Below are 26,853 nucleotides of genomic sequence, written 5' to 3'. Positions count from 1 at the left end.
GACCGCAAGGACGATTTCTTCTCGAATCCGAAATCGGAACGCGCGAAGGACTTCCTCGCGAAGATCCTGCACTGAGCCATGCCGCGGCGCGCCCTGCCGCCCGTTCCACGCCTGCCCTTCCGATGAAACGACTTCCTTCCCTCAACGCGCTGCAGATCTTCGACATCGTCGCCCGCCACGGCAGCTTTACGCGTGCCGCCGAGCAGCTGTGCCTGACGCAGGGTGCCGTGAGCCGGCAGATCCTCGCGCTCGAGGGCTTCTACCGGTTCCCGCTGTTCAAGCGCACGCCGAAGGGCCTGACGCTGACGGCGGAAGGCGAACTGCTGCTGCCGACGGTGCGCGAAAGCTTCGCGCGCATCGAAGAGGTGTCGATGCGCCTGTCGCGCCGGCGCACCGAGCTCGCACTGAAGGTGCCGACCTGCATGATGCAATGGATGCTGCCGCGCATCATGCGGTTCCAGGCCGAGCACCCCGAACTGCAGGTGCAGATCACGACGACCTGGGACCATCACGTCGATTTCCGCATGGAACCGTTCGATGCCGCGGTGATCTACGCGCCCGGCGCCGGCCCCGACATGCATGCGATCCCGCTGTTCGACGAGCAGCTCACGCCCGTCTGCGCGCCGGGCCTGCTCGAGCGGCAGCCGCTGGCCGATCCCGACGACCTGGCCGGTCATACGCTGCTGCATCCGACCCGCGACCATCGGGACTGGAAACGGTGGCTCGACCAGGCTGGCGCGCGTCACGTCGATTCGACGCGCGGGCTGAGCTTCGAAACGCTGGACCTCGCGACGCAAGCGTCGATCGACGGCTACGGCATCGCGATCGGCGACCGGACGCTGGTGGAGGAAAACGTGGCGGCGCACCGGCTCGTGATGCCGTTCGACATCGCGCTGCCGACGGGTATGGGCTATTACTTCGTGTATCCGGGCGGAGCCGAGCAGCAACAGAAGATCCAGCTGTTCGGCGACTGGATCGCGGACGAGCGCAAGGGCGCCACACTATCCTCGATCGAACGTCCACTTGGAGGCGAGCGCGATCGCGCTGCATTCCGCAGGCCATTTTCACGAGAACAGCCGTAGCACCATTCGACATTTGGACGCGGACAACTTCAACGCATACAACGATGCGCACGGCCATGCACAGGGCGACCTCGCACTCGCGCACCTGGCAAACTGTATTTCCAAGCACGCACGACGGCGTGGCGACCTTGCTGCGCGATACGGCGGAGAAGCGTTCGTGGCGGTATTGCCGGACACGGACGAGAACGGGGCCGCGCATATCGCGGAAACGATACGTGCCGAAGTAGCGGGCTCCCGGCCGATGGCGGGAAATCAGCCTTTGGCGCCGTTCACGGTCAGCGTGGGTTACGCTACGGCGATGTCGGCCGCCGTTTCGGGCGCGCCGTGATCTGCTCGCCCGGGAGAAACCGTGCCGCCCCATCGCCCCCCAGTGCACGTCTGCTGGCAACACCGGGGCCATGGCGAGGTAGTCAGAATTTATGGCGGATTGCGGCACGCATGACGAGCTGATTGCGATTGGAGGAGACGTCGTCCGCCCCGGGCACGAAGGCGACATCCAGCACGGTGCCAGTCTTGTCGCCACCGACATGCTGATATGCACCCTGGAGGTAAACATCCGTTCGCTTCGACAGGTTGTAGTCGGCCATCAATCCGACGGTCTGATAGTTCGGATGTTGTCTACCGGTCGTCGCATTGAAATCCGCTCGAGTGTAGGTATACATCGCACCCACGTAAAACGCCGGTGTGAATTGGTACTTCCCGTTCACCTCGAAATTCTGGAACCGCAGGGACGAAAGCGTTCCGCCAGACGGTGTGATCGCGCCGATGTACCCCGAGCTTTGAGGCTGCGTCACATACGTGTTCGTGTACGCGAAGCCCATCGTCGCAGGGCCGAAGCTGTAATTGACACCGGCACCGAAAATGCGAAGACGTTGCGCGACGAAATTTTCGTCACCTCCGTTGTTGATGGCGCCGCCTGCCGTTGCCGACGGATTGTTCGCTTGCAAATAGGCTGCCGCAATCAACAGTCCGCCGTTCGCATACTGCGCCCCCGCGCTGTACTGGCGGTTGTTCGCAAAATTCGTGTCATTACTGAAGCTATACGTGCCACCGAACTGGAAGCCGGAAAGGTTGGGACTCGCATATTTGATCGTGTTGTTCACACGAAACGTGTTGTCGGTGTTGTCGTTGTCATAGGGGTGCGAGAACATGTAACCCGCCCAGTTCCCGTTTGCCGTCGTCTGCGCGAGATAGTCGACGAGAGAATCGTACTGTCGGCCGAACGTAACCGTGCCGAACTGGTCGTTTGCGAGGCCGACATATGCCTGGCGACCGAACATGAGGCCGCCTTGACCCAGGCGACCGTTGTTGACATTGAATCCATTCTCGAGCTGGAAGATGGCTTTCAGCCCGCCGCCGAGGTCCTCCGCGCCCTTCACCCCCCATCGACTCCCTTGCACGAAACCGCTCTGGAGTTCAAAGACTTTGCCACCACGGACATTATTTGTGAAGTCGAAGCCCTCGTCGATGAGACCGTAAAGCGTGACCGTGCTTTGGGCATGCGCGGAAGCAGCGAATGCCGCAAGAATGGATGTCGCAATAATTTTCTTCATTCCATGATCTCCAAATATTTGCTTAGTACGATTAAATATGTGATAAACAGCGACTATCGGGCGAATCAAGAACAGAATGCAGCCCCAAGGTCTCAGGGTTGCTTGTGCTTATGCTGGAACGGAATAGGGAATCGTCGGAAGTACGGCTGCCGATTCGTGCCACATGCTCGTCTTCCTGCTTCGGTATGTGACGAGGTCGGCAATGGAGATGATCGGCAAGCCGTGCAGCCTCGCAAATGCCTCCAGTTCCGGCCGGCGCGCCATGGTTCCGTCGTCATTGACCACCTCCGCCAGTACAGCGCCGGGCCTGAGGCCCGCGAGCCGGGCCAGGTCCACCGCGGCCTCTGTATGTCCCTGGCGATGTAATACACCACCGGGCACCGCCCGCAGTGGGAACACATGGCCAGGTCGACTGAAATCCCCCGCAGTGACCCGTTCATCGACCAGCGCGCGTATTGTCGCCGCGCGGTCCGCGGCGGAGATTCCGGTCGTCGTCCCGTGGCGGTAGTCGACGGTTATGGTGTATGCGGTTTTCATCGAGTCGGTGTTGCGCTCTACCATCAGAGGAAGGTCGAGTTCGTCAAGACGCTCGCCCGCAAGGCCGACGCAGAGCATACCGCTCGTATATCGCACCATGAAGGCGATTGCCTCGGGCGTTGCATGCTCGGCAGCCAAGATGAGATCCCCCTCGTTTTCCCGATCCTCATCGTCTGCGACAACGACGATCGATCCTCGCGTCATCGCTTCAAGCGCATCCTCAATTCGATCCATCTTCATTTCGATATCCTCATAATTAATTCCACCAGGTTCCACCCGTGAGTTGATCGAGTTGAGTGCGTCAATACTCAAAATACCGGGTCAACTCGTAGGCCACCCGTTCATATCGACGAGGTTGGGCATATCAGTGAAGAGTTCCGTGTACGCCCCCTTGTAAAGGGCTGCTACGACGACGGACACATCGATGTCGTGAATCATCTGCGGTACTGCGGAAATTTTCGGAATTCCAACGAATCCGGCCGGTTCCGATCCATGCCTGTCGCCTCGTTTGTTTCGGTAGCCGAGAACGGCATGTGAACGAAGCCGTATGCCAGGCAAGCACGCTGTACGTGAGGATTTCGCAAAAACTCCAGGCTTTTGAAACCCTCATCCGAGTGCGCTGCGTAGACTCGAGGTGGCAGGATGAATCTTGCTTCGTCCATGTTCGGTCGTAAACGCAGGAAAAAAAAGGGAGCGTGATAAGCCTGGGTTAACAGGCGACCGAAGCATCGGCATCGCCCGAATGTATGGCTTCGATGTCGAGCCGTGCCGGTCCGCGACGCGAGTCGAGCGGACTGCCGGCTGGCAACCGGATTGAGCGGAATCGGGACGCCACCGATCACCTGGCGGCCACCGCTCCTCCCCCGCACGAGCGCTCACGAGCGCCTTCGAGAGATCGGGTTTGTACGCAGTAGCGAAGACCTCGAGTCGTTACCGCGTCCGGTCCATACGTACGAGCAAAGACTACCCCGGCAACATCCGACTTCTTGCACGCGGCGAGGCGGTGTCGTGAGTGCCGAGCTTCCAGCTCGCCCGAGACGCCGCGCGATGCGGCCTTTTTAGCGAAGGCCGCACAGCAGGTTTCCGCTGACCAAATCTCGCAAACCCTAGGTTAAGAAAAACTTTACGTGCGGCTATTATTTTCCTGCGTTTACCGGGCATGACCGCGTCGATATGATCAGTTCCGCTTACCGCCGAAGTGAGACAAGAACGGCACGGAGCACGCTGGTGGCCGAGCAGTCCGGCCAACCGACCTGACAGCCGGGGCCCGCCTCGCGCCTGTCGCGATGGATACGGAAACGCAGAGGATCCGATGAGCAAGAAGCAGATGAAACTTGGCCTGTCGATCAGGTACATGGGATACCACCTCGGCGCATGGCGCCACCCGGAGCTGCAGGCCGATGCTGCGTCGCAGTTCAATTTGTATCTGGACATCGCGAGGCTCGCCGAGCGCAACAAGTTCGATCTGCTGTTCCTCGCGGACGGCATCGGCGTGCGCTACGACGACGTGCCGAAGGGCTCGCTGTGCCGCTCGAGCCACAACGTCGAACTCGAGCCGCTCACCCTGCTGTCCGCGCTCGCCAGCCAGACCCGGCAGATCGGCCTGGTCGCGACGGCGTCCACCACCTACAACGAGCCGTACCACATCGCACGCAAGTACGGTTCGCTGGACCAGATCAGCGGCGGGCGCGCCGGCTGGAACGTGGTGACATCCTGGTCCGAGCAGGAAGCGTGGAATTTCAACCGCGCCAAGCATCTCGACTACGACACCCGCTACGAGCGAGCGGCCGAATTCGTCGACGTGGTGACGGGGCTGTGGGACAGCTGGGACGCCGATGCCTTCGTGCACGACAAGGAATCGAGCGTGTTCTACGACGAGTCGAAGCTGCACGTGCTCGGTCATGCGGGCAAGCACTTCTCGGTGCGCGGCCCGCTCAGCGTGCGGCGCTCGCCGCAGGGGCGGCCGATCCTGGTGCAGGCGGGAACCTCCGAGGTCGGCCAGCAGATCGCCGCGAAACATTGCGACATCGTGTTCGCTGCCCAGCAGAGCATGGCGGCCGCGCAGAAATACTACGCGTCGGTCAAGGATCGCCTGCCGGCCCTCGACCGCAGCGAGGACGAACTGCTGATGATGGTCGGCCTGACACCGATCGTCGGCCGCACGCGCGACGAGGCGCAGGAGAAATACGCGATGCTCCAGGAACTGATCGATCCGCTGGTCGGGCTGTCGATCCTGAAGCGCTCGTTCGGGGATCTCTCGCACCTGGACCTGGACGGCCCGGTGCCGCCCCCGCCGCTCGAAGACGTCGGGCTGCGCAGCAGCGCGAGCATGTACTACGAGACGGCGCAGCGCGAAGGCCTGACGATCCGGCAACTGTACAAGCGGATCGCGATGTCGCAGGAGCATCTGACCGTGATCGGCACCGCGAACGACGTGGCCGACGCGATGGAAGCGTGGATCGACGGCAAGGCCGCCGACGGCTTCAATATCGCGCCGACCCACCTGCCGCACGCGCTGCACGACTTCGCCGATCAGGTGCTGCCCGAACTGCGCCGGCGCGGACGATTCCGTACCGAATACGAAGGAACCACGCTGCGCCAGAACCTCGGGCTGCCGGAACCGCGCAGCCTCTACGCCTGACGAGCAGGGAACGCCGGTTTTCGTGAAACTCTCTTGAGACTGTCAAACCGATCATGCGCATCTCCGAATCTTCCACGCAGCGCGCGCTCGTGCCGATCGAACAGGGCAACCCCGCCGACGATCCGCGCATGTTCCGCCGCGGCCTGAGCCAGTACGGCACCGGCATCGCCATCGTCACGACCGCGGACGGCGAGCGCCGTTCGGCGGTCACCGTCAACTCGTTTTCCTCGCTGTCGCTGGATCCGCCGCTGCTGCTGTGGTCGATCGACCGGAAATCGCGCAGCTTCCCGGCATTCTCGAACTGCGAGCATTTCGCGGTGAACATTCTGTCTTCCGAACAGATCGAGCTATCGCGCCATTTCTCCAGCAAGATCGAGGACAAGTTCGCGGACGTGGCCTGGCACCCGGACCCGTTCGGCTCGCCGCTGCTGGACGGCTGCCTCGCCCATTTCGAATGCGACGTGCACGCCCGTCACGACGGCGGCGACCACCTGCTGCTGATCGGCCGGGTCACGCGGCTCACACGCTTCGAAGGCGTGCCGCTCATCTTCAGCCAGGGTCAGTACTGCATTGCCAGCGAGCCGCCCGAGGTGCCGGGCGATTCGGCCGAAATCGCCAACGCGGGCACCGGGCCGTCCGGCAACAACCTGCTGCAACTGATCTTCGACACGCACCACGCGCTGTCCGAAGCCTTCGATGAACATCGCCGCGCCGAAGGCGTGAGCATCGCGGTGGCGCGCGTGCTCGCCAGTGTTCACGCCAGCCCCGGCATCAAGGTCGGCGACGTCGCCCGCCAGACCTATCTCGGCCAGCGCGACGTCGAGGACGCCGTTACCTGGCTGGCCCAGAAGGCGCTGTTGATCCGCGCGGCCGATGGCGGCGTACGGCTGACCGACGCGGGGCTGGCCTTGCGCCAGTCGATCCGCGCGCGCTGGATCGCCTTCGAGGATGCGCAGCTCGACGGCGTGTCGGCCGCCGATATCGCCGTGCTGATGCGCACGCTGACGCGGCTGGTGGAACGCACGCGCGGCCAGCCGGCTACCGCGCGCCAGGCGTGACGCGCCGCGCGCGGACGGGCCTCCCCCCGCCCGCGCACGTAGCCAGGCACGAGTTTTCGGTTTTCGGTCCGCCGCGCGATTGCCAGGCACCCGTACAGGTTCGAAAGGGCACGAAACAATGAGCTGGGATTTCATCATCATCGGTGCAGGGTCGGCGGGATGCGTACTGGCGAATCGCCTCAGCGCCGATCCGCGCAACAGGGTGCTGCTGCTGGAGGCTGGCGGCAGCGACAACCGCTTTGCCATCAAGATTCCGGCCCTGGCGATGAAGGCCATGAACGATCCGGAAACCGACTGGATGTTTCCGACCGAACCCGACCCCACGCGCAACGATCGCACCGAGGTCGTGCCGCGCGGCAAGGTGCTCGGCGGATCGAGTTCGATCAACGCCACCTGGTACGTGCGCGGCAACCGCGGCGACTACGATCATTGGGCCGCGCTCGGCAATACCGGCTGGTCGTACGACGAACTGCTGCCTTACTTCCGCAAGGTGGAATGCAACCGGGACGGCGTCAGCGAGACTTACGGAAAGGCCGGCGCGATCGTGATCAGCGAGATCCGCGGCGTACCGACGCTCACGCGCGTATTCCTCGACGCAATGGAAGAGCTCGGCTATCCGAAGAACGTCGATTTCAACGCCGAGCCGACCGAGGGCGTGGCCATCCTGCACTCGACCCAGCATCGCGGCCTGCGCTGGAGCGCGGCGCGAGGCTATCTCGACCCGGCCAGGCGCCGCCCCAACCTGTGCGTGCTGACCGGCGCGCTGGTGCGCCGTGTCATGATCGAGAACCAGACGGCAGTCGGCGTCGAATTCGATCTCGACGGCCAGCGCCGCGTGGAGCGCTGCCACGGCGAGGTGATCGTCAGCGCGAGCGCCATCAATTCGCCGAAGATCCTGATGCATTCGGGCGTCGGCCCGGCCGACCAGCTGAACCTGGCCGGCATTCCGGTGATCGTGGAGAACCGCGCAGTGGGCCGCAATCTGCAGGAGCACCCGGCCTGCCAGGTCAAGGCCTATGTAAACGTTCGCACCGCCAACCAGGAATTCAACGCGCTCGGCATGCTCAAGTACGGCACGCGCTTCCTGCTGTCGCGCTCCGGCCAGGCCACTTTCTCGTACAGCGGCGTCGGCCTGGTGCGCACGCGGCCCGAGCTTGCCTATCCCGACATCCAGTATCACTTCGGCGCGTTTTCCTCGAGCTACACCGACCAAGGCATCCGCATGGAGCCCGAGGCCGCGATCAACCTGCAGCCCAACGTGAACAATTCGCGCAGCCGCGGCGAGGTGAAGCTGAAATCCTCGGATCCGCTCGCGCCGCCGAGCATCCAGTTCAACATGCTGGCCGACGCCTACGATCGCGAGACGCTGATCGCCGGCGCTCGCATCGCTCGCGCGGCGCTGCGCTCGCGCGCCTTCGCGCCTTATGTGACCGGCGAGTGCAAACCCGGTGACGACGTGCAGACGGACGACGAATGGCTCGCCTACTTGCGCGAGAACGCCGGCGGCAGCTTCCACCCGTGCGGCACTTGCAAGATGGGTATCGATGCCGATGCGGTGGTCACGCCGGAGCTGAAAGTGATCGGCGTGGAGCGCCTGCGCGTGGTCGACTCCTCGATCATCCCGCAGATTCCGAGCGGCAATCTCAATGCCATCAGCCTCGTGATCGGCGAGAAAGGCGCCGACATGATCCTCGCAGCACGTCGAGCCGCAGCGGCTGTCGAGGCCGTTCAGCATACGTAAGGAGGCTCGCGCCTCGTTGTTTTTACCGTTTCTGTCCCCTCAGCCTTTGTTGGAGATTCAGTGTATGAAATCACGACTCGCAATTCTCGCTGCAGCTCTCCTGATCGGCCCGATCGCCACTCCTGCCATGGCGGCGGAGTGCGGCTCGGTGACCATTACGGAGATGAACTGGTCATCCGCCGCCATCGTCACGGCGGTGTCGAGCTTCCTGATGGAACAGGGCTACGGCTGCAAGGTGCAGAAGGTGCCGACCTCGACGGTGCCGGCGCTGACCTCGCTGTCCGAAACGGGCAAGCCCGACATCCTCACCGAAGTCTGGCCGGCGGTGGCGGACGTGTACTACACGCTGGAAAAGCAGGGGAAGATCGTATCGCTTGCCAACGTGATCGCCGACGGCGGCCAGGACGGCTGGTGGGTGCCCAAGTATCTGGTGGACCAGCATCCCGAACTGAAGACGCTCGACGGCATCCTCGCGCATCCGGAGCTGGTCGGCGGCCAGTTCGACAACGGCCCGCCCGGCTGGGGCTCGACGGTATCGAACAACAACCTGATCAAGGCCTTCGAGCTGGAGAAGCACGGCATCAAGGTAGTCAGCTTCGGCTCCGGCGAAACGCTCGCGGCCTCGCTGGCGGCGGCCTACAAGGACAAGAAGCCGTGGTTCGGCTACTACTGGGCGCCGACCGCGCTGCTCGGCAAGTACCCGATGGTCAGCGTGGACATGGGCCCCGTGGTACCGGCCGTCGCCAAATGCAACGCGCGCCTGGACTGCCCCACGCCGGGCAAGACGGGCTGGCCGCGTGCACCCGTGCTGACCACCATGTCGAAGCCGTTCCGCGACGCCCATCCGGACATCGCGGCCCTGATGAGCCGCGTGTCGTTCTCGAACACGCTGATGAGCCAGCTGCTGTCCTGGCAGGAGACGAACAAGGCCACGGCAGATGAAACCGCCGCCTATTTTTTGACGCACTATAAGGATCAGTGGAAGAGCTGGGTGTCGCCCGCCGCGCTGACCAAGGTCAGCTCCGTCATCAAGTAAGGCACCCCCATCGGCTCCGGGCAGGCAGGCGTACCCGGAGACCGATGCATCGTTTTTCGCGCCCTGCCCTGCCCCAACGCAACGCAACGCAACGCAACGCAACGCAATGCATCCATGACTCGAGCGGCCCCGGAAGCGAGGATTGACATCCATGAACATCGATAACGCATTTTTTGACTCGGTCGGCCTGCGGCCATGGTGCGATGCCCATGCCCAGTCCGGGCCGGTCTCCCTCGCGCAGTTGCTGTCGAAGTCCGCCGCCTCGTCATCGAACCAGGACAGCGGATGGAACTTCCCGTTTCCGTCGCTCGACGCGCTGAACGCGGACTGCGCGGCCATCCCCCGCACCCGCGACCTGACCACCGGCATCGAGCAGGGCTTCCTGCACATCCGCCACGGCCTGAAGCTGGTACTCGACCCGATCACCCAGCCGTTGTCGTGGATGCTGCAGCTTTCGCTGCACATGGTGGAGATCGTGCCGTGGTGGCTGGCCACGCTGGCGCTGCTGGCCGTCACCTACGGCCTGTCGCGTTCGAAGAAGGTGACGGCGATGACGGCCGCCCTGCTCTTCTGCCTCGGACTGGTCGACTATCTGCACTACGCACTGCAAACCACGGCGATCGTGCTGACCTGCACGCTGATCTGCATCGTACTGGGCATTCCGGCCGGTATCGCCATGTCGAAGAGCGACCGTCTCAAGAGCAGCATGCTGCCGGTGCTCGACATGCTGCAGACGCTGCCGTCGTTCGTCTACCTGATCCCGCTGATCTTCCTGTTCAGCGTGACCGACCCGAAGCTTTACGGAATCGCCATCATCCTTTACGCGATCGTGCCGATGATCCGGCTCACCGATCTCGGCATCCGCCAAGTGGACGGCACTGTCGGCGAGGCGGCCTCCGCCTTCGGCATGAGCTGGTTTCAGAAGCTGGTGGGCGTGGAGCTGCCGCTGGCGCTGCCCAGCATCATGGCCGGCGTGAACCAGACCATCATGATGTCGCTGTCGATGGTCGTGATCGCCTCGCTGGTATCGGCGCCGGGGCTCGGCGTGCTGGTGCTGCGCGGCATCAACAACCTCGAGCTCGGCGTCGGTCTGCTGGCCGGGCTGTCGATCGTGTTGCTTGCGATCCTGTTCGATCGCGTCACCAAGGTATCGATGTCGCGTCTCGCGGTCCACAAACAAGGAGGCCAGCAGTGAGCCAGGACATCAAGATCGCCGTGCGCCAGTGCTACAAGGTGTTCGGCCCAGAGGCCAAGTCGATGATGCCGCTCGTGATGAACGGCATCAGCAAGGCCGAACTGCTCGACAAGCATGGCCACGTGATCGGGCTTCACGACATCAACGTCGACATGCGTGCCGGTGCGATCACGGTGGTGATGGGCCTGTCGGGCTCGGGCAAATCGACGCTGATCCGCCATCTCAACGGCCTGATCGTGCCGACCGCCGGCGAGATCCTCGTGGACGGGCGCGACATTACCCGGCTGTCGGGGCGCGCATTGCTGGAGTTCCGCCGCTCGAACGTGTCGATGGTGTTCCAGAACTTCGCACTGATGCCGCACCTGACCGTGCTCGACAACGTCGGCCTGGCGAAAAAGGTGTGCGGTCAGGCCAGGCCGGCCGTGCAGCAGGAGGCACGGCGCTGGATCGCTCGCCTCGGCCTGTCGGGCTTCGAGGGCCGCTACCCGCACCAGTTGTCGGGCGGCATGCAGCAACGGGTCGGGATCGCGCGGGCGCTGACCTCGGATGCCGACGTGCTGCTGATGGACGAGGCGTTCTCGGCGCTCGATCCGCTGACCCGTGCCGACATGCAGGACCTGCTGATCGAGTTGCAGCGCGAATTGAACAAGACCATCGTGTTCATCACGCACGATCTCGAGGAGGCGCTCAAGATCGCCGATCACATCGTAATCCTCAAGGACGGCAAGGTCGTGCAGCAAGGCAGCCCGGAAAGCATCGTGCTGCAGCCGAAGGACGACTACATCCAGCGCTTCGTCAACGACATCAACCGCGCACGCGTGCTGAAGGTGGGCTCGGTGATGAGCCCGTCGGCATCCGCGCCGTACCGGGCCGGCGACACGCTCGACGAAGGCGACACGCTCGAGGCCGCCCTGGCGAAGTCGCAAGGCGATCTCGACCGGAGTTTCGCGGTGACCCGCGGCGGTGCGGTAGTCGGTCAGTGCGCGATGCGCGACGTGGTGCGAGCCATCGTGCCGCGGCAGGTTCGCGGACAGCAGCAACCGAGCCTGCCCGATACCGCCGGCCTTCCGACCACGACGGCCTGAACCCGCGAGCGCCCCGCTTCCCGTTGCCACTCAATTCAAGGACTATCGTGCGATACCTCGACCATTTCTACATCGACGGCCAATTCGTTCCCGCCACGCATCCGGCGCGGCGCGCCGTGATCAATCCGGCAACCCTGGCGCCGGTCGGCGAGATCGCGATGGGCACGCGCGAGGACGTGAACGCCGCCGTCGCGGCGGCCAAGCGCCGGTTCCCGTCGTTCTCCACCTCGTCGGCCAGTGCGCGACTCGCCATGTTGCGTCGTATCGAGACGCTGTTCATCGAGCGCGGCGAGGAGTTCGCGCGGCGCATGACGCTCGAAATGGGCACGCCGATCAGCTTCTCGCGGCAGGCGCAGGTGGCGGGCTCGCTGGCGCATATCCGGAACGGCATCGAGATCCTCGAGCGTTTCGAGTTCGAAAAGACGCGCGGCAGGACCACGCTCGTGATGGAGCCCGTGGGCGTGTGCGGCCTGATCACGCCGTGGAATTTCCCGATATTGCAGATCATCACGAAGCTGATCCCGGCACTCGCGGTAGGCTGCACCGTCGTGCTCAAGCCCAGCGAATACTCGCCGCTGAGCGCGCTCTACCTCGCCGAACTGCTGCACGACGCCGACCTGCCGGCCGGCGCGTTCAATCTCGTCAACGGCGACGGCGCCACCGTCGGCGCCGCAATCGCCGAGCATCCGGATCTGGAAATGGTGTCCTTCACCGGCTCGACCCGCGCCGGCATCCAGGTGGCCCGGGCCGCGGCCGACACGGTGAAGCGCGTCCACCAGGAACTGGGCGGCAACTCGGCCAACCTGATTCTGCCCGGTGCCGACATCGACACGGCGGTGGCCGCCGGCGTGCATGCCGCGTATCGCAACGCCGGGCAGTCGTGTACCGCGCCGGGGCGCATGCTGATACCCCGGCCGCAATACGAACGGGCGGTAGCGCGCGCCAAGGCCGCTGCCGAAACGCTGCGTTGCGGCGACGTGTTCGACGAGCGCACCACGCTGGGGCCCGTGGTCAATCAGATCCAGTTCGAACGGGCCCGCGCGCTGCTCGCGTCGGCCGAGCAGGAAGGCGCCACCGTCGTGACGGGCGGCCTCGGCCTGCCGGCTGGCGTCGACACGGGCTATTTCATCGCGCCGACGGTCGTGGCGCAGGTCACGCCGGACATGCGCATCGCCAGGGAGGAAATCTTCGCGCCGATCGTATCGCTGATCGCCTACGACACCGTCGACGAGGCGATCGAGATCGCCAACGATACCCCCTACGGGCTGGCCGCGTATGTGCAGGGTGACGCGGCGGCCGCCTCGCAGGCTGCTGCGCGGCTACGCGTGGGCCAGGTGGAGATCAACACCCCGGGCTGGGATTCGTGTGCCCCGTTCGGCGGCTTCAAGCAGTCGGGCAACGGCCGGGAATGCGGTGAAGCCGGGTTCGAGGCCTATCTTGAAGTGAAGGCCGTGATCCGCCCGTAGTCACGCGCCCCGTTGCCCACCGGCTACCGCACCATCATGCCGCCCCTGCTCCCGCTCGCACCGCAAGCGCCGGTGCCGGCCGACAGAACGCTGGCGAAGTTCGCCGGCGCCTCGCATTTCGTGTTCCTGCTGGTGCCGAATTTCAGCATGATCGCCTTCGTCAACGCGCTGGAAGTATTGCGGATCGCGAACCAGTTGAGCGGCAAGCCGCTGTATCGCTGGTCCGTGATCAGCGTGGACGGGCAGCCGGTACAGGCCAGCAACGGCCTGACGCTGTCAGTCGACGTGCCGGAAACGCCGGGCCCGGCCGATATCGTGTTCGTCTGCGCCGGCAACGAGGTGCAGCACGCCACCACGCCGGCACATCTGCAACGGGTCCGCCAGTTCGCACATGCCGGTGCGCTGCTCGGCAGCATCTGCACCGGCGCCTACGTGCTGGCCAAGGCCGGCCTGCTGGCCGGCCACACCTGCGTGATCCACTGGGAATACCTGCACGCGCAAGCCGAAAGCTTCATCGACGTCACGTTCGAGCGCAGTATCTTCCGCATCGACCGCGATCGCATCACCTGCGCGGGCGGCGTGGCGCCGCTCGAGATGATGCTGTACCTCGTCGGCTTGTCGATGGGCGACGCGTTCGTGCAGCACATCTCGAGCTATCTGGCGGTGGACCGGGTTCGGCATCCCGGCGCGCTGCAACCGCCCGCCGGCTACGGCTCCACCAGTCGGCTGCTCGCCGAAGTGCTTCAATTGATGGAAGCGCACATCGAGACGCCGCTGTCGCTCGTGGCGTTGGCGCAGCGTGTCGGCGTGCGCGAGCGCAGGCTGCTGCGCCTGTTCAGGTCTGCGGTGGGGCAGCCGGTGATGCAGCACTATCGATTGTTGCGCCTGCGCCGGGCTCGCCAGTTCCTGCAGCAAAGCACCATGATGCTGACCGATATTGCGGTAGCCTGTGGATTCCAGTCGCTCTCGGTATTCACCTCCGCCTACCGAAAAACCTTCGGCCGGACACCCGGCCAGGAGCGCCGGCAGGCGCAAAGCCGCACCTTCGGCGGCGACGCGCGCGAGCACGCTGCCGAGCAGCACGATACAGTCGCGGCATTGCGTCGCTGAGCCGCGCGTGGACAGGAGACCCGAGTCATGAGTTCATTGAAAGCGACGCTGCCGCCACCGAACACCTTGATCGTGTTCGAGGCAGCCGGCCGTCATCTGAGTTTCTCGCGAGCGGCCGTCGAACTGAACGTGTCGCGCGTGGCCGTCAGCCAGCAGATCCAGGCGCTCGAGAATTTCCTCGGCGTGCAGTTGTTCGACCGCGCCGACCGCACCATCCGGCTGACCGACAGCGGAGTGCGGTATCACACGGCCATCTCGTCCGCGCTGCGGCAGGTCGGGCAGGCCACCATCGAGATCAGTTCGCGGCCGGCGAACAACATCGTCACCATCAGCGCGACCGCCGGCTTCGTGACCTACTGGCTGCTGCCGAACTTCGGCAGTTTCCGCGCGCAGTACCCCGACATCGAGCTGCGCTTCATCGTGTCGGACCTGCCGTACCTGGGCGAGAAGGATGTGGATCTCGCGGTGACCTACAGTTCCGCGCCGCCCGCCGAGGATTCGATCCTGCTGATCTCGCAGACCATCGCACCCACCTGCTCGGCCAACTACCTGGTCGACCACGACACGCCGATTGATCCCGGCGATCTGCTCGGACATCCGCTGATCCACCTCGAAGGGCCCTACGATCGCCTCACACGCTGGTCGACCTGGTTTACCAACCACGGCGTCAGCATGGACGGAACCAAGCCGAACATCACGGTCAACACTTATACCAACCTGGTCCAGGCCGCTCTGGACGGGCAAGGCTTTGCGCTGATCGGGCCGCCGCTGATGAGCCGCTTTCTCGCCAGCCGGCTGCTCGTGCAGCCCATTCGGACCGATCCGGTGCGTTGCCACGGCTTCCATCTGACAGTGGCGCGCAACTCGGCCGGCACTCCGGCCACCGAAGCCGTGGCGTCCTGGGTCAAGGGCTCCTTTGTTCAGCAGATGACCGCCTGAGGCACCGGCCGGACACGTTCACTTTCCATTAACAGGCGGAGATTTTTTCCTTGCGTTTACGCGGGGACGGGCCGCGAACGATACTGATGCCACGGGGCCGGACGACGCTGGCCCGCCCCCGGTGAAGGGCGGCACTGAACCGTGCTCCCATTTATATGCATCACTAATCAATATCGTTCGAAGTGACGCCACTGATTCCCGGCTGCGCATCGTCGGTCCACTTCCCCTCACTGACAGGTATTCGAATGAACCGCCGCTTCACTGATGACACGGATGCATCGACGGTCGCCACGACCGGGCGCCGCCAGTTCCGGCAGGACCCGCTCTCGCAAGGGCATCGGGCCAGTTCCATCGACCCCGGGCTGATCGAGGCGTTCGAGGCGCTCGACCGCCCGGCGCTGCGCGCGTACCGACTCGAGCGATTGCGTGCGCAACTGAAGCGGCACGACTACGCCGGGATGCTGCTGGCCGACCCGATCAACATCCGTTACGCAACCGACACCAACAGTCTCGGCGTCTGGGTGATGCACTCGCCGAGTCGTTACGTGTTCGTCGCCACGGACGGCCCCGTGATTCTGTTCGACTTCTCCACCAGCCGGCACAACAGCGAAAGTATCGAGACGATCGACGAGATCCGGCCGACCATCCCGTGGAACTTCTTTCTCGCCGGGCCGCGTGTGGACGAGAAGGCACGCGAGTGGGCACGCAGCATTGCGGACGCGGTGCGGCAGCATGGCGGCGGCAACCGCCGGCTCGCACTCGACAAGTGCGACCCCTGGGGCGCGGAATGGCTGCGCACGGAGGGTCTTTCCTTGCACGATGCGCAACCGCTAACTGAAACGGCACGCATGATCAAGGGCCCTCAGGAAATCGAGCAACATCGCATTTCGATGGGCGTGTGCGACCTGGGCGTATCGAGGATGCGCGAGGCATTGCGCCCCGGCATCACCGAGAACCAGCTGTGGAGCGTGCTGCAGGACACTAATACGGCACACGGCGGCGAATGGAGCGAGGCACGCCTGCTGAGCTCCGGGCCGCGCACCAACCCGTGGTTCCGTGATGCCACGAATCGCGAGATCCTCGCCGGCGACATCGTCGGCTTCGACACCGACATGGTCGGGCAGGGCGGTTACCTTTCCGATATTTCACGCAGCTTCGTGTGTCCCGGCAAGGCACCTTCCGCCGCGCAACGTACACTGTTCGGCCGTGCCCGCGATCAGATCGCACACAATTGCGCGCTGTTGCGTCCGGGCGTGACGTTTCGCGAGTTCGCCGAGAAAAGCTGGGCGGTACCGTCGCAGTACGTCCACAACCGCTACATGATGATGGTTCACGGTTGCGGGCTGGTGGACGAGTTCCCGAGCGTGGCCTATGCGGTCGACTTCGAGGAATGGGGTTACGACGGCGTGTTCGAGGAGAACATGGTGGTGTCGGTCGAGAGCTTCATCGGCGAAAAGGACGGGATCGAGGGCGTCAAGCTCGAGGAGCAGGTACTGATTACCGCCGAGGGTGCGGTGCCCTTGTCGTCGGTGCCGCTTTGCGATCTGCGGGATATTTGAGCGAGGACGCATGTGGGCGGCGTATTTTGGCGCGAACCGGATGCGCAGCCCATCTTCAAGGCGCCCGCCGCAAAACCCGCTCCACCAACCTGACGAAATAACTCGCCCCCACCGGCAGCAACGCATCGTTGAAGTCATAACTGGCGTTGTGCAGCAGGCAAGGCCCGCCGCCATGCCCATGCACGCGATGATCGCCGACTCCATTCCCGAGGAACGCATAACAACCGGGCTTCTCGCGCAGCATGAACGAGAAATCCTCAGCCGCCATGGTCGGATCGACGGCCGCGTTCACATGCGCGTCGCCCACCAGCTCGCGCATCACCGTCACCGCCACCGCCGTCTGCTCGGCGTCGTTCACGGTAGCCGGATACTGGCGCTGGAAATCCACCTCGCTCTCGCAATCGAAGGCTGCAGCCGTCGCGGCCACCACGGCGCGCATGCGCGTCTCGATCAGGTCGAGCGTCGCATCGGAGAAGGTCCGCACCGTGCCGCCGAGCCAGGCATCGGTCGGCACCACGTTCATCGCCTCGCCCGCATGCACCTGCGTGACCGACAGCACCGCGCCGTCGATCGGATTCCGGTTGCGCGTGACGATGCCCTGCAGGGCGCTCAGCACCTGCCCCGCCGCGAACACCGGATCGCGGCCCAGGTGCGGCATGGCCGCGTGGCAGCCGGCACCGCGCAAGTTGATCCGGAACAGGCTGGTCGAGGCCATCAGCGGCCCCGGCCGCACCGCGAAATCGCCTGCCGCGATGCCGGGCCAGTTGTGCAGCCCGAACACGGCATCCACCGGGAAACGCTCGAACAGGCCGTCCTCGATCATCGCGCGCGCGCCGCCGCCCGCTTCCTCGGCCGGCTGGAAGAACAACTGCACGGTGCCGTCGAACTCGCCATGCCGCGCCAGATGGCGCGCGGCCCCTAGTAGCATGGCGGTGTGCCCGTCGTGGCCGCACGCATGCATCGCGCCGGGCACCGTCGAACGGTGCGCGAAGGTGTTGGCCTCCTGCACGGGCAGCGCATCCATGTCGGCGCGCAGGCCGATCGCACGCGCGCTGCCGCCGCGCTTCAAGGTGCCGACCACGCCGGTGCGGCCGACGCCGCGCGTGACGGCATAACCCCATTGCTCGAGCCGCTCGGCGACGAGTTCGGCGGTGCGGAACACGTCGTAGCCCAGCTCGGGATGGGCGTGGATATCGCGGCGTATCGCCGTCAGTTCGTCGGCGTGCGCGACGATGGAATCGATCAGATTCATGCGGAGGGGAGCGCTTTTGTCGGTCGTCGCGGCGCGACGGCGGGCCGGTCCATGCCGCCCGCCGCCGCGCCGCGAGGCATCAGATGTGGAACAGCTGCGCCACCAGGGTCGCGCCGATGAAGGTGCCGGCATTGGCCACGAAGGACACCAGCACGATGCGCCAGCCGAGCCGGCGGAAGGCCGGGATGTCCTTGGCGATCGACAGCCCCGCGAACACCAGCATCGGCGTGGTCACGCCGAGGAAATCGTTGTGCGAACTCAGCGCGGCGATCTGCGAAGCCCACGGGGACCACGGCGAGGTCAGGAACATCGCCACCACCGATACCCAGCAGACCGCCGGAATCCGCCGCCCCGTCACACGCGCCAGCGCATCGCCGACGATCGTCGCGCACACCATGATCGCGATTCCCGGCAGTCCGACCAGCGGTGTGGTGCCGTGGGCAATCCAGTCGCACACCAGCGCCATCGCGGCCGTCACGATCCAGGCGAGCAGCTTGCCGCCGTAGCCGAGCGCGGGCGCCTCCGTCCGCACTTCGCCCAGCGACGGGCTGGCCGCCTCGGGCTGCGCCGATGCCTTGGTGGTGCGGCCGATCAACGGCTCCAGCACGCGATAACCCCAGACCGCGAGCGGCAGCGAGATGAACAGCGTGAAGTAGGTACCGATGGTGGTGGTGATCAGGTTGCTGGCCGCGGCGAACGCGAGCACGGATTTCGCCGTCTCCGGGTCCTGCTGCGCGGCAATCGCGCCCGAGGCGGCCGCCATCATGCTGCCCGAGCCGACGCCCGAGCCCATCGCCAGCGCGAGCGGATCGAAGATGCCGAGGCTGCTCACGAAACCCGCGAACACGGCGATGAACACCGCACCGAACACGGTGCCGGTCAGGTACTCGGCCAGCACGCCGCGGCCCTCGGCCGAATCCATCCCGTACTTCTCGCCGATGATCGCCAGGCTCGGCTCGCGGCCCACCGAGAAGGTCGCGCCGATCGCCTCGCGCTTGATGCCGAGCAGCAACGCGAGCGGCAGGCCGAGCAGGATGGTGCCGACGAAGTGGCCGAATTCCTGGAAGGCCAGCGCCCAGCCCGCCGACGCCAGCTTGGGCAGCGCGCTACCCACCATCAGCCCGAGCTTGGAGACGAACAGCAGCAGCGCCGGCTGCAGGATCGCGGCCGCGAAGAACTGGTCGGGCACGCTCAGGCGCGCGCTGCTGTTCCAGCGCGCGCTGGCCAGCCCCACCGCGGCGCCGAGCAGCAGCGCCCAGATCATCGGCAGCAGCACGACCTTGCCCGGTCCGAGCTTGAACGTAAACGAGCCGATCCATTCGGCGACCAGCAGGATGCCGGCCGCGTAAAGCATGACCTTGGCGGTGGCCGCGCCGCCCAGCTCGCGGCGCTCGATACCCAGTGCGTGTTCCATGACGAATCTCCCCTTGAAGCCCGGCTGCCGTCGCATGCGGGCCGGTGATTACAGATAACCAAACGCGGTGGGCGGCGCTTCGGCCGTCTCGACCCACACGCTCTTGGTCTGCGTGTATTCGTACAGCGCCTCGACTCCGCTCGAGCGGCCGTAGCCGCTCATGCCGTAGCCGCCGAACGGCGACGCCACGTTGATGGTCTTGTAGCCGTTGACCCAGAAGGTGCCGGCATTCACCTGCGCGGCCACGCGATGCGCGCGCGCCACGTCGGTGGTCCAGGCCGCGCCGGCCAGGCCGAAGTCGGTGTCGTTGGCGATCGCGATCGCCTCCTCCTCGGTGTCGAACGGGATGGCGGCCACCACCGGCCCGAAGATCTCGGTGCGCGCCACCTCCATCGCGTTCGACACGCCGGCCAGCACGGTGGGCGCCACGAAATAGCCGCCGCGCTCCCCGGCACGCTCGGCCGAGCCGCAGGCAAGCGTGGCGCCAGCGGCCACGCCGCGCGCGATCATCGACATCACGTGGTCGTACTGCTTGCGATTGTTGATCGGCCCCACCTCGGTTGCATCGTCGAGCGGCGCGCCGACACGGATCTTCTTCGCCCCGGCAGCCACCATCGCGACGAATTCGTCGTAGATCGCCCGCTGCACCAGCAGGCGCGAGCCGGCCACGCAACTCTGGCCCGCGCCGGCGAAGATCGCCGCCTGGGCGGTCAGCGCGGCGCGCTTGAGGTCGGCATCGGCGAACACGATATTGGCCGACTTGCCGCCCAGCTCCAGCACGCACGGCAGCACGCGGCGCGCGGCGGCCTCGGCGATGCGCGCGCCGGTGGCCGGCGAGCCGACGAACACCACCTTGCTCACGACGCGATGCGCGATAGCGGCCTGCCCGGCGGTGTGACCGAAGCCGGCCAGCACGTTGACCAGGCCGCGCGGCAGTCCGGCCCGCTCGCCGAGCCTGGCGACCGCCAGCGAGGTAAAGGGCGTCAACTCCGAGGGCTTGAGCAGCACGCCGTTGCCCATCGCCACCGCGGGCGCCACCTGCCAGCCGCAGGTGAACACCGGCGCGTTCCACGGCGTGATCTGCAGCACCACGCCGGCCGGCTCGCGGCGCGTGTAGTTGAGGTGCGAGGTCGGCACCGGGATCACACTGCCGTAGAACTTGTCGGTCCAGCCCGCGTAGTACTCGAACATCTCGGCAACCTTGGCCACCTCGCCGCGGCAGTCGCGGATCGGCTTGCCCGAGCCCAGCGCCTCCAGCCGCGCGATCGCCTCGGCCTCGGCGCGGATCGCGCGCACCACCTCCTGCATCACTCGGCCGCGCGCGGCATGCGTGAGCGCCCACCATTCGCGCTGCGCGCGGCGCGCGCTTTCGGCGGCATGGTCGACAACGGCTGCGCCGGCGTCGCGATAGGCGAGCGTGGTCTCGCCCGTCGCCGCATCGTAAAGCTGGATCGTGTCGCCCTGGCCGGCGACGAGCTCGCCGTCGACATACGAGCCGATCGTGGCGGCACCGGGGAAGAAATGCGCGAAGGCGGCGAGCAACTGGTCTGCGTGCTGGGTCATGTCAGGTTTCCGTCTATGGGGGTCGAGCGGGATCGTGGTGCGGGCTGCCCGGCCTCAGGCCGGGTCGAGGAAGTCGACGATGCGGTTGAAGTCCTCGCCGTCGGCGACGGAACCCTCGCTGGCAGCCCATACGCGCGCCGCCTCGCGCGCCACCGGCGCGACGCTGTCGAACTGGTCGAGCAGGCCCAGCGCGAGCCGCACGTCCTTGCGCATCAGCTTCATGGTGAAACCGGAATCGAACTTGCCGTTGAAGATCCAGGTCGGGTAGTTGGTCAGCGTCGCGCTGTTGCGGCCGGAGCCGCCGTTGAGCGCTTCGACCAGCTTTTCCGGATCGACGCCGGCCGCGCGCGCGGTGCGCACCGCCTCGCTGGCGACCAGCAAGTGCACGCCGGTCAGCAGGTTGTTGAGCAGCTTGGTAACGTGGCCGGCGCCCACCGGGCCCACATGCACGCGCTTGGCGCTGATCACCGCGAGGATCGGCTCGATGGCCGCGATATCGCTGTCCGAGCCGCCCAGCACCATCGTCATGGTGGCGGTCGCCGCGCCCTTCGGACCGCCGCTCACCGGGCCGTCGACGAAGCCGATGCCGCGCTCGGCCAGGGCCGCCGCCACGCGCCGCGTGCTGTCCGGATCGGCCGTGGTGGTGTCGATCACGATGCTGCCCGGCCTCGCGTTCTCGAGCACGCCGCCCGCGCCCAGCACCACCGCCTCGACCACCGCCGAGGTCGGCAGCGACAGCAGCAGCACGTCGGCATCGCGCGCGATCTCGGCCACCGAATCGCGCGCCGACAACACTGCCTGCCCGGCCAGCTCGAGCGCCACGCCCGGCGCCGCGTCGTAACCGAGCACCGTGTAGTCGCCGCGCCGCAGCGAACCCGCCATGCCGCGCCCCATGTTGCCCAGACCGATCACGCCCACCGTTTTCATCCGACGACTCCTGATAGCTGTTGGTTCGAGGCCGGCGCGCCAGCTTGCGCCCGCCTTGCATGCCAACGATGTTCGGTCCGTCAACCCGTATAATCAATCAACGCCAATATTGATATTGTTCTCTTTTTTAGAACACTCGAATCATGAGCGATACCCTGACCGACAGCCGGATCGTCTATTTCTACGAGGCCGTGCGCTGCGGCACGATCCGCGCCGCGGCCGACTGGCTCGACGTGGCGCCGTCGGCCGTGAGCCGCCAGATCGGCCTGCTGGAGAAGGAGCTCGACGCCACGCTGATGGAGCGCCACGCGCGCGGCGTGACGCCCACCGAGGCGGGACGCTGCGTGATCGAGTATTTCCGCGAGCAGCTCGCGCACCGCGACGACCTGATCTCGCGTTTGCAGGAGCTGCGCGGGCTCAAGACAGGCCAGGTCAGCCTGGTGCTCGGCGAGGGCTTCGTGTCGGATCTATTGGCCGGGCCAATGCAGCAGTTCTGCCGGCAGTTCCCCGGGATCCGCGTCAACCTCGACGTGGGGAGCACCAACGACGTGATCCGCAAAATCTCGAACGACGAGGGCGAGATCGGCCTGGTCTACAATCCGCCCGCCGAGCCCAAGCTGGTGTCGCGCGCCTCGAAGCGGCAGCCGATGATGGCAATCGTCGGCCCCGACTTCCCTCGCCGCAGCCACAAGGTGCTGACAGTGCAGCAGCTCTCCACCTACCCGCTGGCGGCCACTCACCCGTCCTACGGCACGCGACAGATGATGGAGGCCGTGGAATACGCGGAGCGCGTACGGCTCGCGCCGATCATCACCACCAATTCATTCGCGATCCTGAAAGAGTTCGTGAAATCGGGACTCGGCATCGCGGTGATGCCGGCCTTCGCGGTGGCGGCCGAACTGCAGGCCAAGGATCTGTTCGCGCTCGAGATCGCGCATCCGATCCTCGAGAACGCCGAGGCGCACATGGTCACTCGCGCCGGGCGCAAGCTCTCGGTGGCCGCCAACAAGATGCTGCAGATGATGACGGGGCAGATGCGGGCGTTCCGCTAACGGCTCCTGCGCGCGACGCGAAGCCGGACTAAGAGGTCTTAACAAAATGCGTTTTTTTCAGGTGTCGCCGGCCGTCGACAACAATGAACTTGTCACGTTCGCAAAGCAAAAATTTCACTTCGCCCTGCAACAACAGTGGGCCACACTGTTGCTCGCCCCCGTTCAACCGGGCGTGACCGTCTGATGTGCGGCTTGGCTGGGCTGATTCGCCATGACGGCCAGGCGCCGGCACAGGTCGAGCGGGTGCTCGCCATGCGCGAGCGACAACGGCATCGTGGGCCGGATGGCCGGGGCTTATGGCATGACCAGCACGCCGTGCTTGCTCACGCCCGTTTGGCTCTGCTCGACGCCGGGCATGGCGCGCAGCCGATGTGCAGTGCCGACCATCGTTACGTGCTGGTCTACAACGGCGAGATCTACAACTACGCGGAGCTTCGCCGCGAACTGAGCGCGCACTGGTCGTTCCGCACGAACACCGACACCGAGGTGGTGCTCGCCGCGTATGCGGTATGGGGCGAAGTGTGTCTTCAGCGCTTCAACGGCATGTTCGCGTTCCTGGTGTGGGACACCCATCGTCAACGAGCCTTTGCCGCGCGCGACCGGCTGGGCGTCAAGCCGTTCGTTTACCTGCAACAGGGGACGGAATTCCTGTTTGCCTCGGAGGCCAAGGGACTGTTGCCTGCGATGCAAGCGCCGCGTGCGAATATCGACGCCGTGCTGGAATACCTGGTGGCGCCGTTCTTCAGCGGCGTGGCGCAACCCATGTTCGATGGCATGGCCTACCTGCCGCCTGGGCATCTGCTACGCGTGGATCGCGATGGCTTGCAGCTATCGCGCTGGGCGCCGGAGATTGCCGAAAACCCGGTTGCCAGGGCGGCCGATGTCGCCCACGCGCTGCGCGAGCGGCTGGCCGCAGCTGTCCAGCGCAGCTTGATCGCCGATACACCGGTCGGCCTGTTTTTCAGCGGCGGCCTCGACTCCACGCTGATCGGCGGCCTGGCGCGAGCGGCAGGTGCGACACCGCGCTGCTTCACCATTCGCTTTGAAGATCACCATCGCTACGACTACGCGCGTTCGCTGATCGTGGCTTCCGATGACCAACCTTTCGCCGAGCAGGCCGCAAACGAGTTGGGCCTGCCACGTGAAGACGTCGCACCGACGCGCTCCGCACTCGCCCAGGATCTGCTGCAATTGGCCACGCAAAACGATGCACTGCCCGCGTGGGAACAGGAGCTGGCGCAACATTACCTGGCGCGCGCCGCCAGCACGCGCGTCAAGGCGGTATTGGTGGGCGATGCCGCCGATGAAACGCACTACGGTTATCACTTTCTGCTCGACCCGCACGCCACCCGTGATCCGACCCATATCCTTCAACGCTTGACCGCCGATCCCTATCTGCGGCCCGGCTTGCTGGAGCAACCGTTGCAGCACTACGGCGAGGCCTATCGCCAACTGGCGATCGCAGCCGGACACGATTGGCATACGCCCGCCTCACGTTTGCGCGCCACGCAATGGCTGGTGCGCCATCGTTGGTTGCAGCGGCTGTTGCATAACGGCGATATCCATGGCATGGCGCATGGACTGGAAGCGCGCGTACCCTTCAGCGATACCGAAGTCCTGGACCTGGCTGCCACTATTCCGGCCGAGCTGGCGCTACGTGATGGCGTCGAAAAGGCCATGTTGCGCGAAGCGGCGCGCGGCGCGTTGTCGGAAGCCGTGCGCCTGCGCAGGAAGTCGGCCTTACCCAAGGATCAAGGCAACGGCGAATCATTGCGCCAGCACACGCGCGAAATACTGGCTACGGACGCCGACCGCATCGCCGGCTTGCTCGACGTACCCCGGCTGCAGCGCCGCTGCGCCGATCCGTCGCCGCTGAACGAGCACGAGCGGGCGGTAATGTTTCGGGCTTGCTCGCTGGCGCACTGGTCGCGGGCTCACGGCGTGAGCATGCCATGAGGCGAGCCTGGTCTTGCGTAGTGCCCGAGAAGGAGCGTCTCGATCTTTGCATCGAACCAGACCTGCGCTTGCGAATCGGTAGGCTTCGAGGTGGCGCTCGCCGCATTGCGCACAACGATACGGCGATCCCACAAGACTCGCGTTGACTATGTAGGGTGTTTCCCGCCCGCAATGATGGCATTGCGTCTCGAGATTTCGTCGGTGGGCGGGACAACGGCCGTCCAACCAGCCGAGGCCGTCACTCACGGCACCAAGGTGTCGCTGATTGGCGTCGGAATGCCGTGAATTGGGATGCGCAGATACCGCGCCCCGACTTTGCGCATGCGCACGATCAGCGGCACAACTGCGTTGCTCACCGTGGGGGGACGTCAAACGCAGTCAGATTTGGCGTATCGAACCTCGGCATCCGCTTCCGGATCGGCAGCCATTCGAGCCTTCGCATGCGTGCGTGCAACTGCATCCCTGCTCGGGGATGCGCGACAAACTGGGCCAGCGACAGTGGCGCCCACTCGGGAGGGAACGAGTCGGGAAGTCCGAACGAACCAGTTCAAGCGTCGCTGCAACGGTGCTCCCGATCGAGGATCAAGAAATCAGTTCAAGATGCTTCGCTCCATTCGGCACGGCGTCGACAACCAAGCGCCTGTCGAAAGTCGCCAACTTGCCTTTGTATGCGCGAGCGAGCGCGAGGAGGTAAGTGTCGGTCAGCTGAGCAGATGACAGCAAGCGCGTGGCGTCGACGTGCTTTTCGTCGAGCAGGCTCACATCGTCCGACCAGAACGTGTGCCCGGCATGGGACCGCAGTTGTGCAACAAGCGGCGCAACGGATGCCGGAGATCCCATCGTGTTCGGGTATTTCGGATTGCCAATAATTCGAAGCACGCCGTTCTCGGTGAGCGGGCATGTCGCCCACGCGGAATGGCCTACCCGGCCAAACCATGCATGCGCGGGTTCGTGCTGAACGTGCGCAGGGTCGAGCAAAGCAATGAGCACGTTGACGTCGAGAAGGTAGGCCATCAAAGCGAGTCGTCGCGAAGTTGATTTACGGTGTCAAGAGTGACCGGTCGAGAGGTCGCGGAAACCGGCATCAGCGGCAAGCCGTTCCGGCTCGACTGGTTCGTCGTCGGCCGCTGCAGGGCGGCACGAGCCAGATCGGAAATGACCTTCCCGATACTCGTGCCAGGCTTTGCACGCTCCCGTGCGAATGCAAGGACATCGTCGTCGATATCGAGAGTGGTGCGCATCTTGCCCTCCTTGTGAGCATCAAACATCAAGCATCGCCATTATACCGCGAGCACATCAAACATCAAACATCACGCACCAAATGCGTTGTAAACGCTGCTGCCGGGCGCTATACCGGTCTTGCGCCTGAGACAACAGGCGCCGGGTTTGGCGACCCGAACGGTTAATGCGCACGGCCGCGTATCACAATTCATTTAACTTTGAATCGTGGCTGTGTCCCGGGGCAATACCAGCAAGGCTTTGCGCTCGATCCCCTAAAACCAAACTTCCCTTACCCCAGTCCGAACACTAAAAAAACACTAAAAAGCGGACGCGACGAAACCTCATATCCGGCGAGCGTTGGAAGTCGGCAGCATCCGAACTACTCGTCTGTAAGCGCGAAATTCTCCGCACCTAGGCAGCGCTGCCGAATCGATCCACGATTGCGTCCGCAGACTTGAATTGCGGA

21 protein-coding genes and 1 pseudogene are annotated in these 26,853 nt (G+C 65.0%); 14 read left to right on the top strand and 8 right to left on the bottom strand.

All coding sequences use genetic code 11. The features are described 5' to 3' along the window. The first annotated feature begins 122 nt into the window (after window positions 1-122). The gene (locus DIE03_RS37250; RefSeq protein ID WP_260435014.1) at window positions 123-1,082 is read left to right on the top strand and encodes a LysR substrate-binding domain-containing protein; all 960 of its coding nucleotides are present in this window, start codon (window positions 123-125) and stop codon (window positions 1,080-1,082) included. Between the two features lies 1 nt (window position 1,083). Next, window positions 1,084-1,389, top strand: a pseudogene (locus tag DIE03_RS38940) (GGDEF domain-containing protein); the annotation flags it as partial. 103 nt (window positions 1,390-1,492) lie between these two features. Here the strand turns inward: DIE03_RS38940 and DIE03_RS37240 are convergent. Beyond that, window positions 1,493-2,635, bottom strand: coding sequence for a porin (locus DIE03_RS37240; RefSeq protein WP_124457027.1), 1,143 nt, complete (start codon window positions 2,633-2,635; stop codon window positions 1,493-1,495). 108 nt (window positions 2,636-2,743) lie between these two features. Beyond that, window positions 2,744-3,412: a 3,4-dihydroxy-2-butanone-4-phosphate synthase gene (gene ribB, locus DIE03_RS37235; RefSeq protein WP_124457026.1), complete on the bottom strand. Its 669-nt coding sequence runs from the start codon at window positions 3,410-3,412 to the stop codon at window positions 2,744-2,746. A gap of 1,072 nt (window positions 3,413-4,484) precedes the next feature. Between ribB and DIE03_RS37230 the strand changes: the two genes are divergently transcribed. From DIE03_RS37230 to DIE03_RS37185, 10 genes are all read left to right on the top strand, one after another. Then, window positions 4,485-5,813: an LLM class flavin-dependent oxidoreductase gene (locus tag DIE03_RS37230; protein WP_124457025.1), complete on the top strand. Its 1,329-nt coding sequence runs from the start codon at window positions 4,485-4,487 to the stop codon at window positions 5,811-5,813. A 53-nt stretch (window positions 5,814-5,866) separates the two neighbouring features. Next, window positions 5,867-6,871, top strand: coding sequence for a flavin reductase (locus tag DIE03_RS37225; RefSeq protein ID WP_260435013.1), 1,005 nt, complete (start codon window positions 5,867-5,869; stop codon window positions 6,869-6,871). Between the two features lie 118 nt (window positions 6,872-6,989). Continuing rightward, window positions 6,990-8,612, top strand: a complete 1,623-nt coding sequence (locus DIE03_RS37220; protein ID WP_124457024.1) for a GMC family oxidoreductase — start codon at window positions 6,990-6,992, stop codon at window positions 8,610-8,612. 64 nt (window positions 8,613-8,676) lie between these two features. Beyond that, window positions 8,677-9,648 carry a glycine betaine ABC transporter substrate-binding protein gene (locus DIE03_RS37215; RefSeq protein WP_185658304.1) on the top strand — a complete coding sequence of 324 codons (972 nt, stop codon included), beginning with the start codon at window positions 8,677-8,679 and terminating at the stop codon, window positions 9,646-9,648. Window positions 9,649-9,799: 151 nt separating this feature from the next. Beyond that, window positions 9,800-10,843: a proline/glycine betaine ABC transporter permease gene (locus tag DIE03_RS37210; RefSeq protein ID WP_124457023.1), complete on the top strand. Its 1,044-nt coding sequence runs from the start codon at window positions 9,800-9,802 to the stop codon at window positions 10,841-10,843. After that, window positions 10,840-11,928 carry a glycine betaine/L-proline ABC transporter ATP-binding protein gene (locus tag DIE03_RS37205; RefSeq protein ID WP_124457022.1) on the top strand — a complete coding sequence of 363 codons (1,089 nt, stop codon included), beginning with the start codon at window positions 10,840-10,842 and terminating at the stop codon, window positions 11,926-11,928. Before DIE03_RS37210 ends, DIE03_RS37205 begins: the two co-directional genes overlap by 4 nt. Window positions 11,929-11,975: 47 nt before the next feature. Next, a complete protein-coding gene (locus DIE03_RS37200) occupies window positions 11,976-13,394 on the top strand; it encodes an aldehyde dehydrogenase family protein (RefSeq protein ID WP_124457030.1) in 1,419 nt (472 codons plus the stop codon). A 12-nt stretch (window positions 13,395-13,406) separates the two neighbouring features. Then, the gene (locus DIE03_RS37195; RefSeq protein WP_260435012.1) at window positions 13,407-14,504 is read left to right on the top strand and encodes a GlxA family transcriptional regulator; all 1,098 of its coding nucleotides are present in this window, start codon (window positions 13,407-13,409) and stop codon (window positions 14,502-14,504) included. A gap of 27 nt (window positions 14,505-14,531) precedes the next feature. Then, complete coding sequence (locus tag DIE03_RS37190) at window positions 14,532-15,443, top strand: LysR substrate-binding domain-containing protein (RefSeq protein WP_124457021.1); 912 nt, start codon at window positions 14,532-14,534, stop codon at window positions 15,441-15,443. Window positions 15,444-15,688: 245 nt separating this feature from the next. Then, window positions 15,689-17,002, top strand: coding sequence for a Xaa-Pro peptidase family protein (locus DIE03_RS37185; protein WP_124457020.1), 1,314 nt, complete (start codon window positions 15,689-15,691; stop codon window positions 17,000-17,002). Window positions 17,003-17,057: 55 nt separating this feature from the next. On the opposite strand, the gene DIE03_RS37180 is transcribed toward DIE03_RS37185, so the two are convergent. The 4 genes from DIE03_RS37180 to DIE03_RS37165 form a co-directional block, all read right to left on the bottom strand. Beyond that, a complete protein-coding gene (locus DIE03_RS37180; RefSeq protein WP_124457029.1) occupies window positions 17,058-18,254 on the bottom strand; it encodes a M20 aminoacylase family protein in 1,197 nt (398 codons plus the stop codon). Window positions 18,255-18,333: 79 nt separating this feature from the next. Beyond that, the gene (locus DIE03_RS37175; protein ID WP_124457019.1) at window positions 18,334-19,668 is read right to left on the bottom strand and encodes a DUF3100 domain-containing protein; all 1,335 of its coding nucleotides are present in this window, start codon (window positions 19,666-19,668) and stop codon (window positions 18,334-18,336) included. 48 nt (window positions 19,669-19,716) lie between these two features. Beyond that, window positions 19,717-21,231 carry an aldehyde dehydrogenase gene (locus DIE03_RS37170; protein ID WP_124457018.1) on the bottom strand — a complete coding sequence of 505 codons (1,515 nt, stop codon included), beginning with the start codon at window positions 21,229-21,231 and terminating at the stop codon, window positions 19,717-19,719. Between the two features lie 54 nt (window positions 21,232-21,285). Further along, a complete protein-coding gene (locus DIE03_RS37165; RefSeq protein WP_260435015.1) occupies window positions 21,286-22,173 on the bottom strand; it encodes an NAD(P)-dependent oxidoreductase in 888 nt (295 codons plus the stop codon). Between the two features lie 128 nt (window positions 22,174-22,301). On the opposite strand from DIE03_RS37165, the gene DIE03_RS37160 reads away from it, so the two are divergent. Together DIE03_RS37160 and asnB are read left to right on the top strand one after the other, a co-directional pair. Next, window positions 22,302-23,210 (top strand): LysR family transcriptional regulator, encoded by a 909-nt coding sequence (locus tag DIE03_RS37160; protein ID WP_124457016.1) that lies wholly within the window; start codon window positions 22,302-22,304, stop codon window positions 23,208-23,210. 183 nt (window positions 23,211-23,393) lie between these two features. Beyond that, window positions 23,394-25,166: an asparagine synthase (glutamine-hydrolyzing) gene (gene asnB, locus DIE03_RS37155; RefSeq protein ID WP_124457015.1), complete on the top strand. Its 1,773-nt coding sequence runs from the start codon at window positions 23,394-23,396 to the stop codon at window positions 25,164-25,166. Window positions 25,167-25,748: 582 nt separating this feature from the next. Here asnB and DIE03_RS37150 read toward each other — a convergent pair. Together DIE03_RS37150 and DIE03_RS37145 are read right to left on the bottom strand one after the other, a co-directional pair. Beyond that, window positions 25,749-26,180, bottom strand: a complete 432-nt coding sequence (locus tag DIE03_RS37150; RefSeq protein WP_124457014.1) for a TA system VapC family ribonuclease toxin — start codon at window positions 26,178-26,180, stop codon at window positions 25,749-25,751. After that, window positions 26,180-26,407, bottom strand: a complete 228-nt coding sequence (locus DIE03_RS37145) for a CopG family transcriptional regulator (RefSeq protein WP_185658303.1) — start codon at window positions 26,405-26,407, stop codon at window positions 26,180-26,182. Before DIE03_RS37145 ends, DIE03_RS37150 begins: the two co-directional genes overlap by 1 nt. Window positions 26,408-26,853 lie beyond the last annotated feature (446 nt).

This window comes from Burkholderia sp. Bp8992, assembly GCF_003853705.1.
Lineage (GTDB): Bacteria > Pseudomonadota > Gammaproteobacteria > Burkholderiales > Burkholderiaceae > Burkholderia.
The sequence above is the reverse complement of the archived record's forward strand: the minus strand, read 5'-3'. Positions and strand labels throughout refer to the sequence as shown.

Excerpts from the sequence above, each read along its gene's own strand:
- DIE03_RS37190 (WP_124457021.1), top strand. The coding sequence starts at position 14,532 with ATGAGTTCATTGAAAGCGACGCTGCCGCCACCGAACACCTTGATCGTG.
- DIE03_RS37225 (WP_260435013.1), top strand. The coding sequence starts at position 5,867 with ATGCGCATCTCCGAATCTTCCACGCAGCGCGCGCTCGTGCCGATCGAA.
- DIE03_RS37150 (WP_124457014.1), bottom strand. The coding sequence starts at position 26,180 with ATGGCCTACCTTCTCGACGTCAACGTGCTCATTGCTTTGCTCGACCCT.
- DIE03_RS37220 (WP_124457024.1), top strand. The coding sequence starts at position 6,990 with ATGAGCTGGGATTTCATCATCATCGGTGCAGGGTCGGCGGGATGCGTA.
- DIE03_RS37250 (WP_260435014.1), top strand. The coding sequence starts at position 123 with ATGAAACGACTTCCTTCCCTCAACGCGCTGCAGATCTTCGACATCGTC.
- DIE03_RS37180 (WP_124457029.1), bottom strand. The coding sequence starts at position 18,254 with ATGAATCTGATCGATTCCATCGTCGCGCACGCCGACGAACTGACGGCG.
- ribB (WP_124457026.1), bottom strand. The coding sequence starts at position 3,412 with ATGAAGATGGATCGAATTGAGGATGCGCTTGAAGCGATGACGCGAGGA.
- DIE03_RS37240 (WP_124457027.1), bottom strand. The coding sequence starts at position 2,635 with ATGAAGAAAATTATTGCGACATCCATTCTTGCGGCATTCGCTGCTTCC.
- DIE03_RS37175 (WP_124457019.1), bottom strand. The coding sequence starts at position 19,668 with ATGGAACACGCACTGGGTATCGAGCGCCGCGAGCTGGGCGGCGCGGCC.
- DIE03_RS37230 (WP_124457025.1), top strand. The coding sequence starts at position 4,485 with ATGAGCAAGAAGCAGATGAAACTTGGCCTGTCGATCAGGTACATGGGA.
- DIE03_RS37160 (WP_124457016.1), top strand. The coding sequence starts at position 22,302 with ATGAGCGATACCCTGACCGACAGCCGGATCGTCTATTTCTACGAGGCC.
- DIE03_RS37210 (WP_124457023.1), top strand. The coding sequence starts at position 9,800 with ATGAACATCGATAACGCATTTTTTGACTCGGTCGGCCTGCGGCCATGG.
- DIE03_RS37145 (WP_185658303.1), bottom strand. The coding sequence starts at position 26,407 with ATGCGCACCACTCTCGATATCGACGACGATGTCCTTGCATTCGCACGG.
- DIE03_RS37215 (WP_185658304.1), top strand. The coding sequence starts at position 8,677 with ATGAAATCACGACTCGCAATTCTCGCTGCAGCTCTCCTGATCGGCCCG.
- DIE03_RS37170 (WP_124457018.1), bottom strand. The coding sequence starts at position 21,231 with ATGACCCAGCACGCAGACCAGTTGCTCGCCGCCTTCGCGCATTTCTTC.
- asnB (WP_124457015.1), top strand. The coding sequence starts at position 23,394 with ATGTGCGGCTTGGCTGGGCTGATTCGCCATGACGGCCAGGCGCCGGCA.
- DIE03_RS37185 (WP_124457020.1), top strand. The coding sequence starts at position 15,689 with ATGAACCGCCGCTTCACTGATGACACGGATGCATCGACGGTCGCCACG.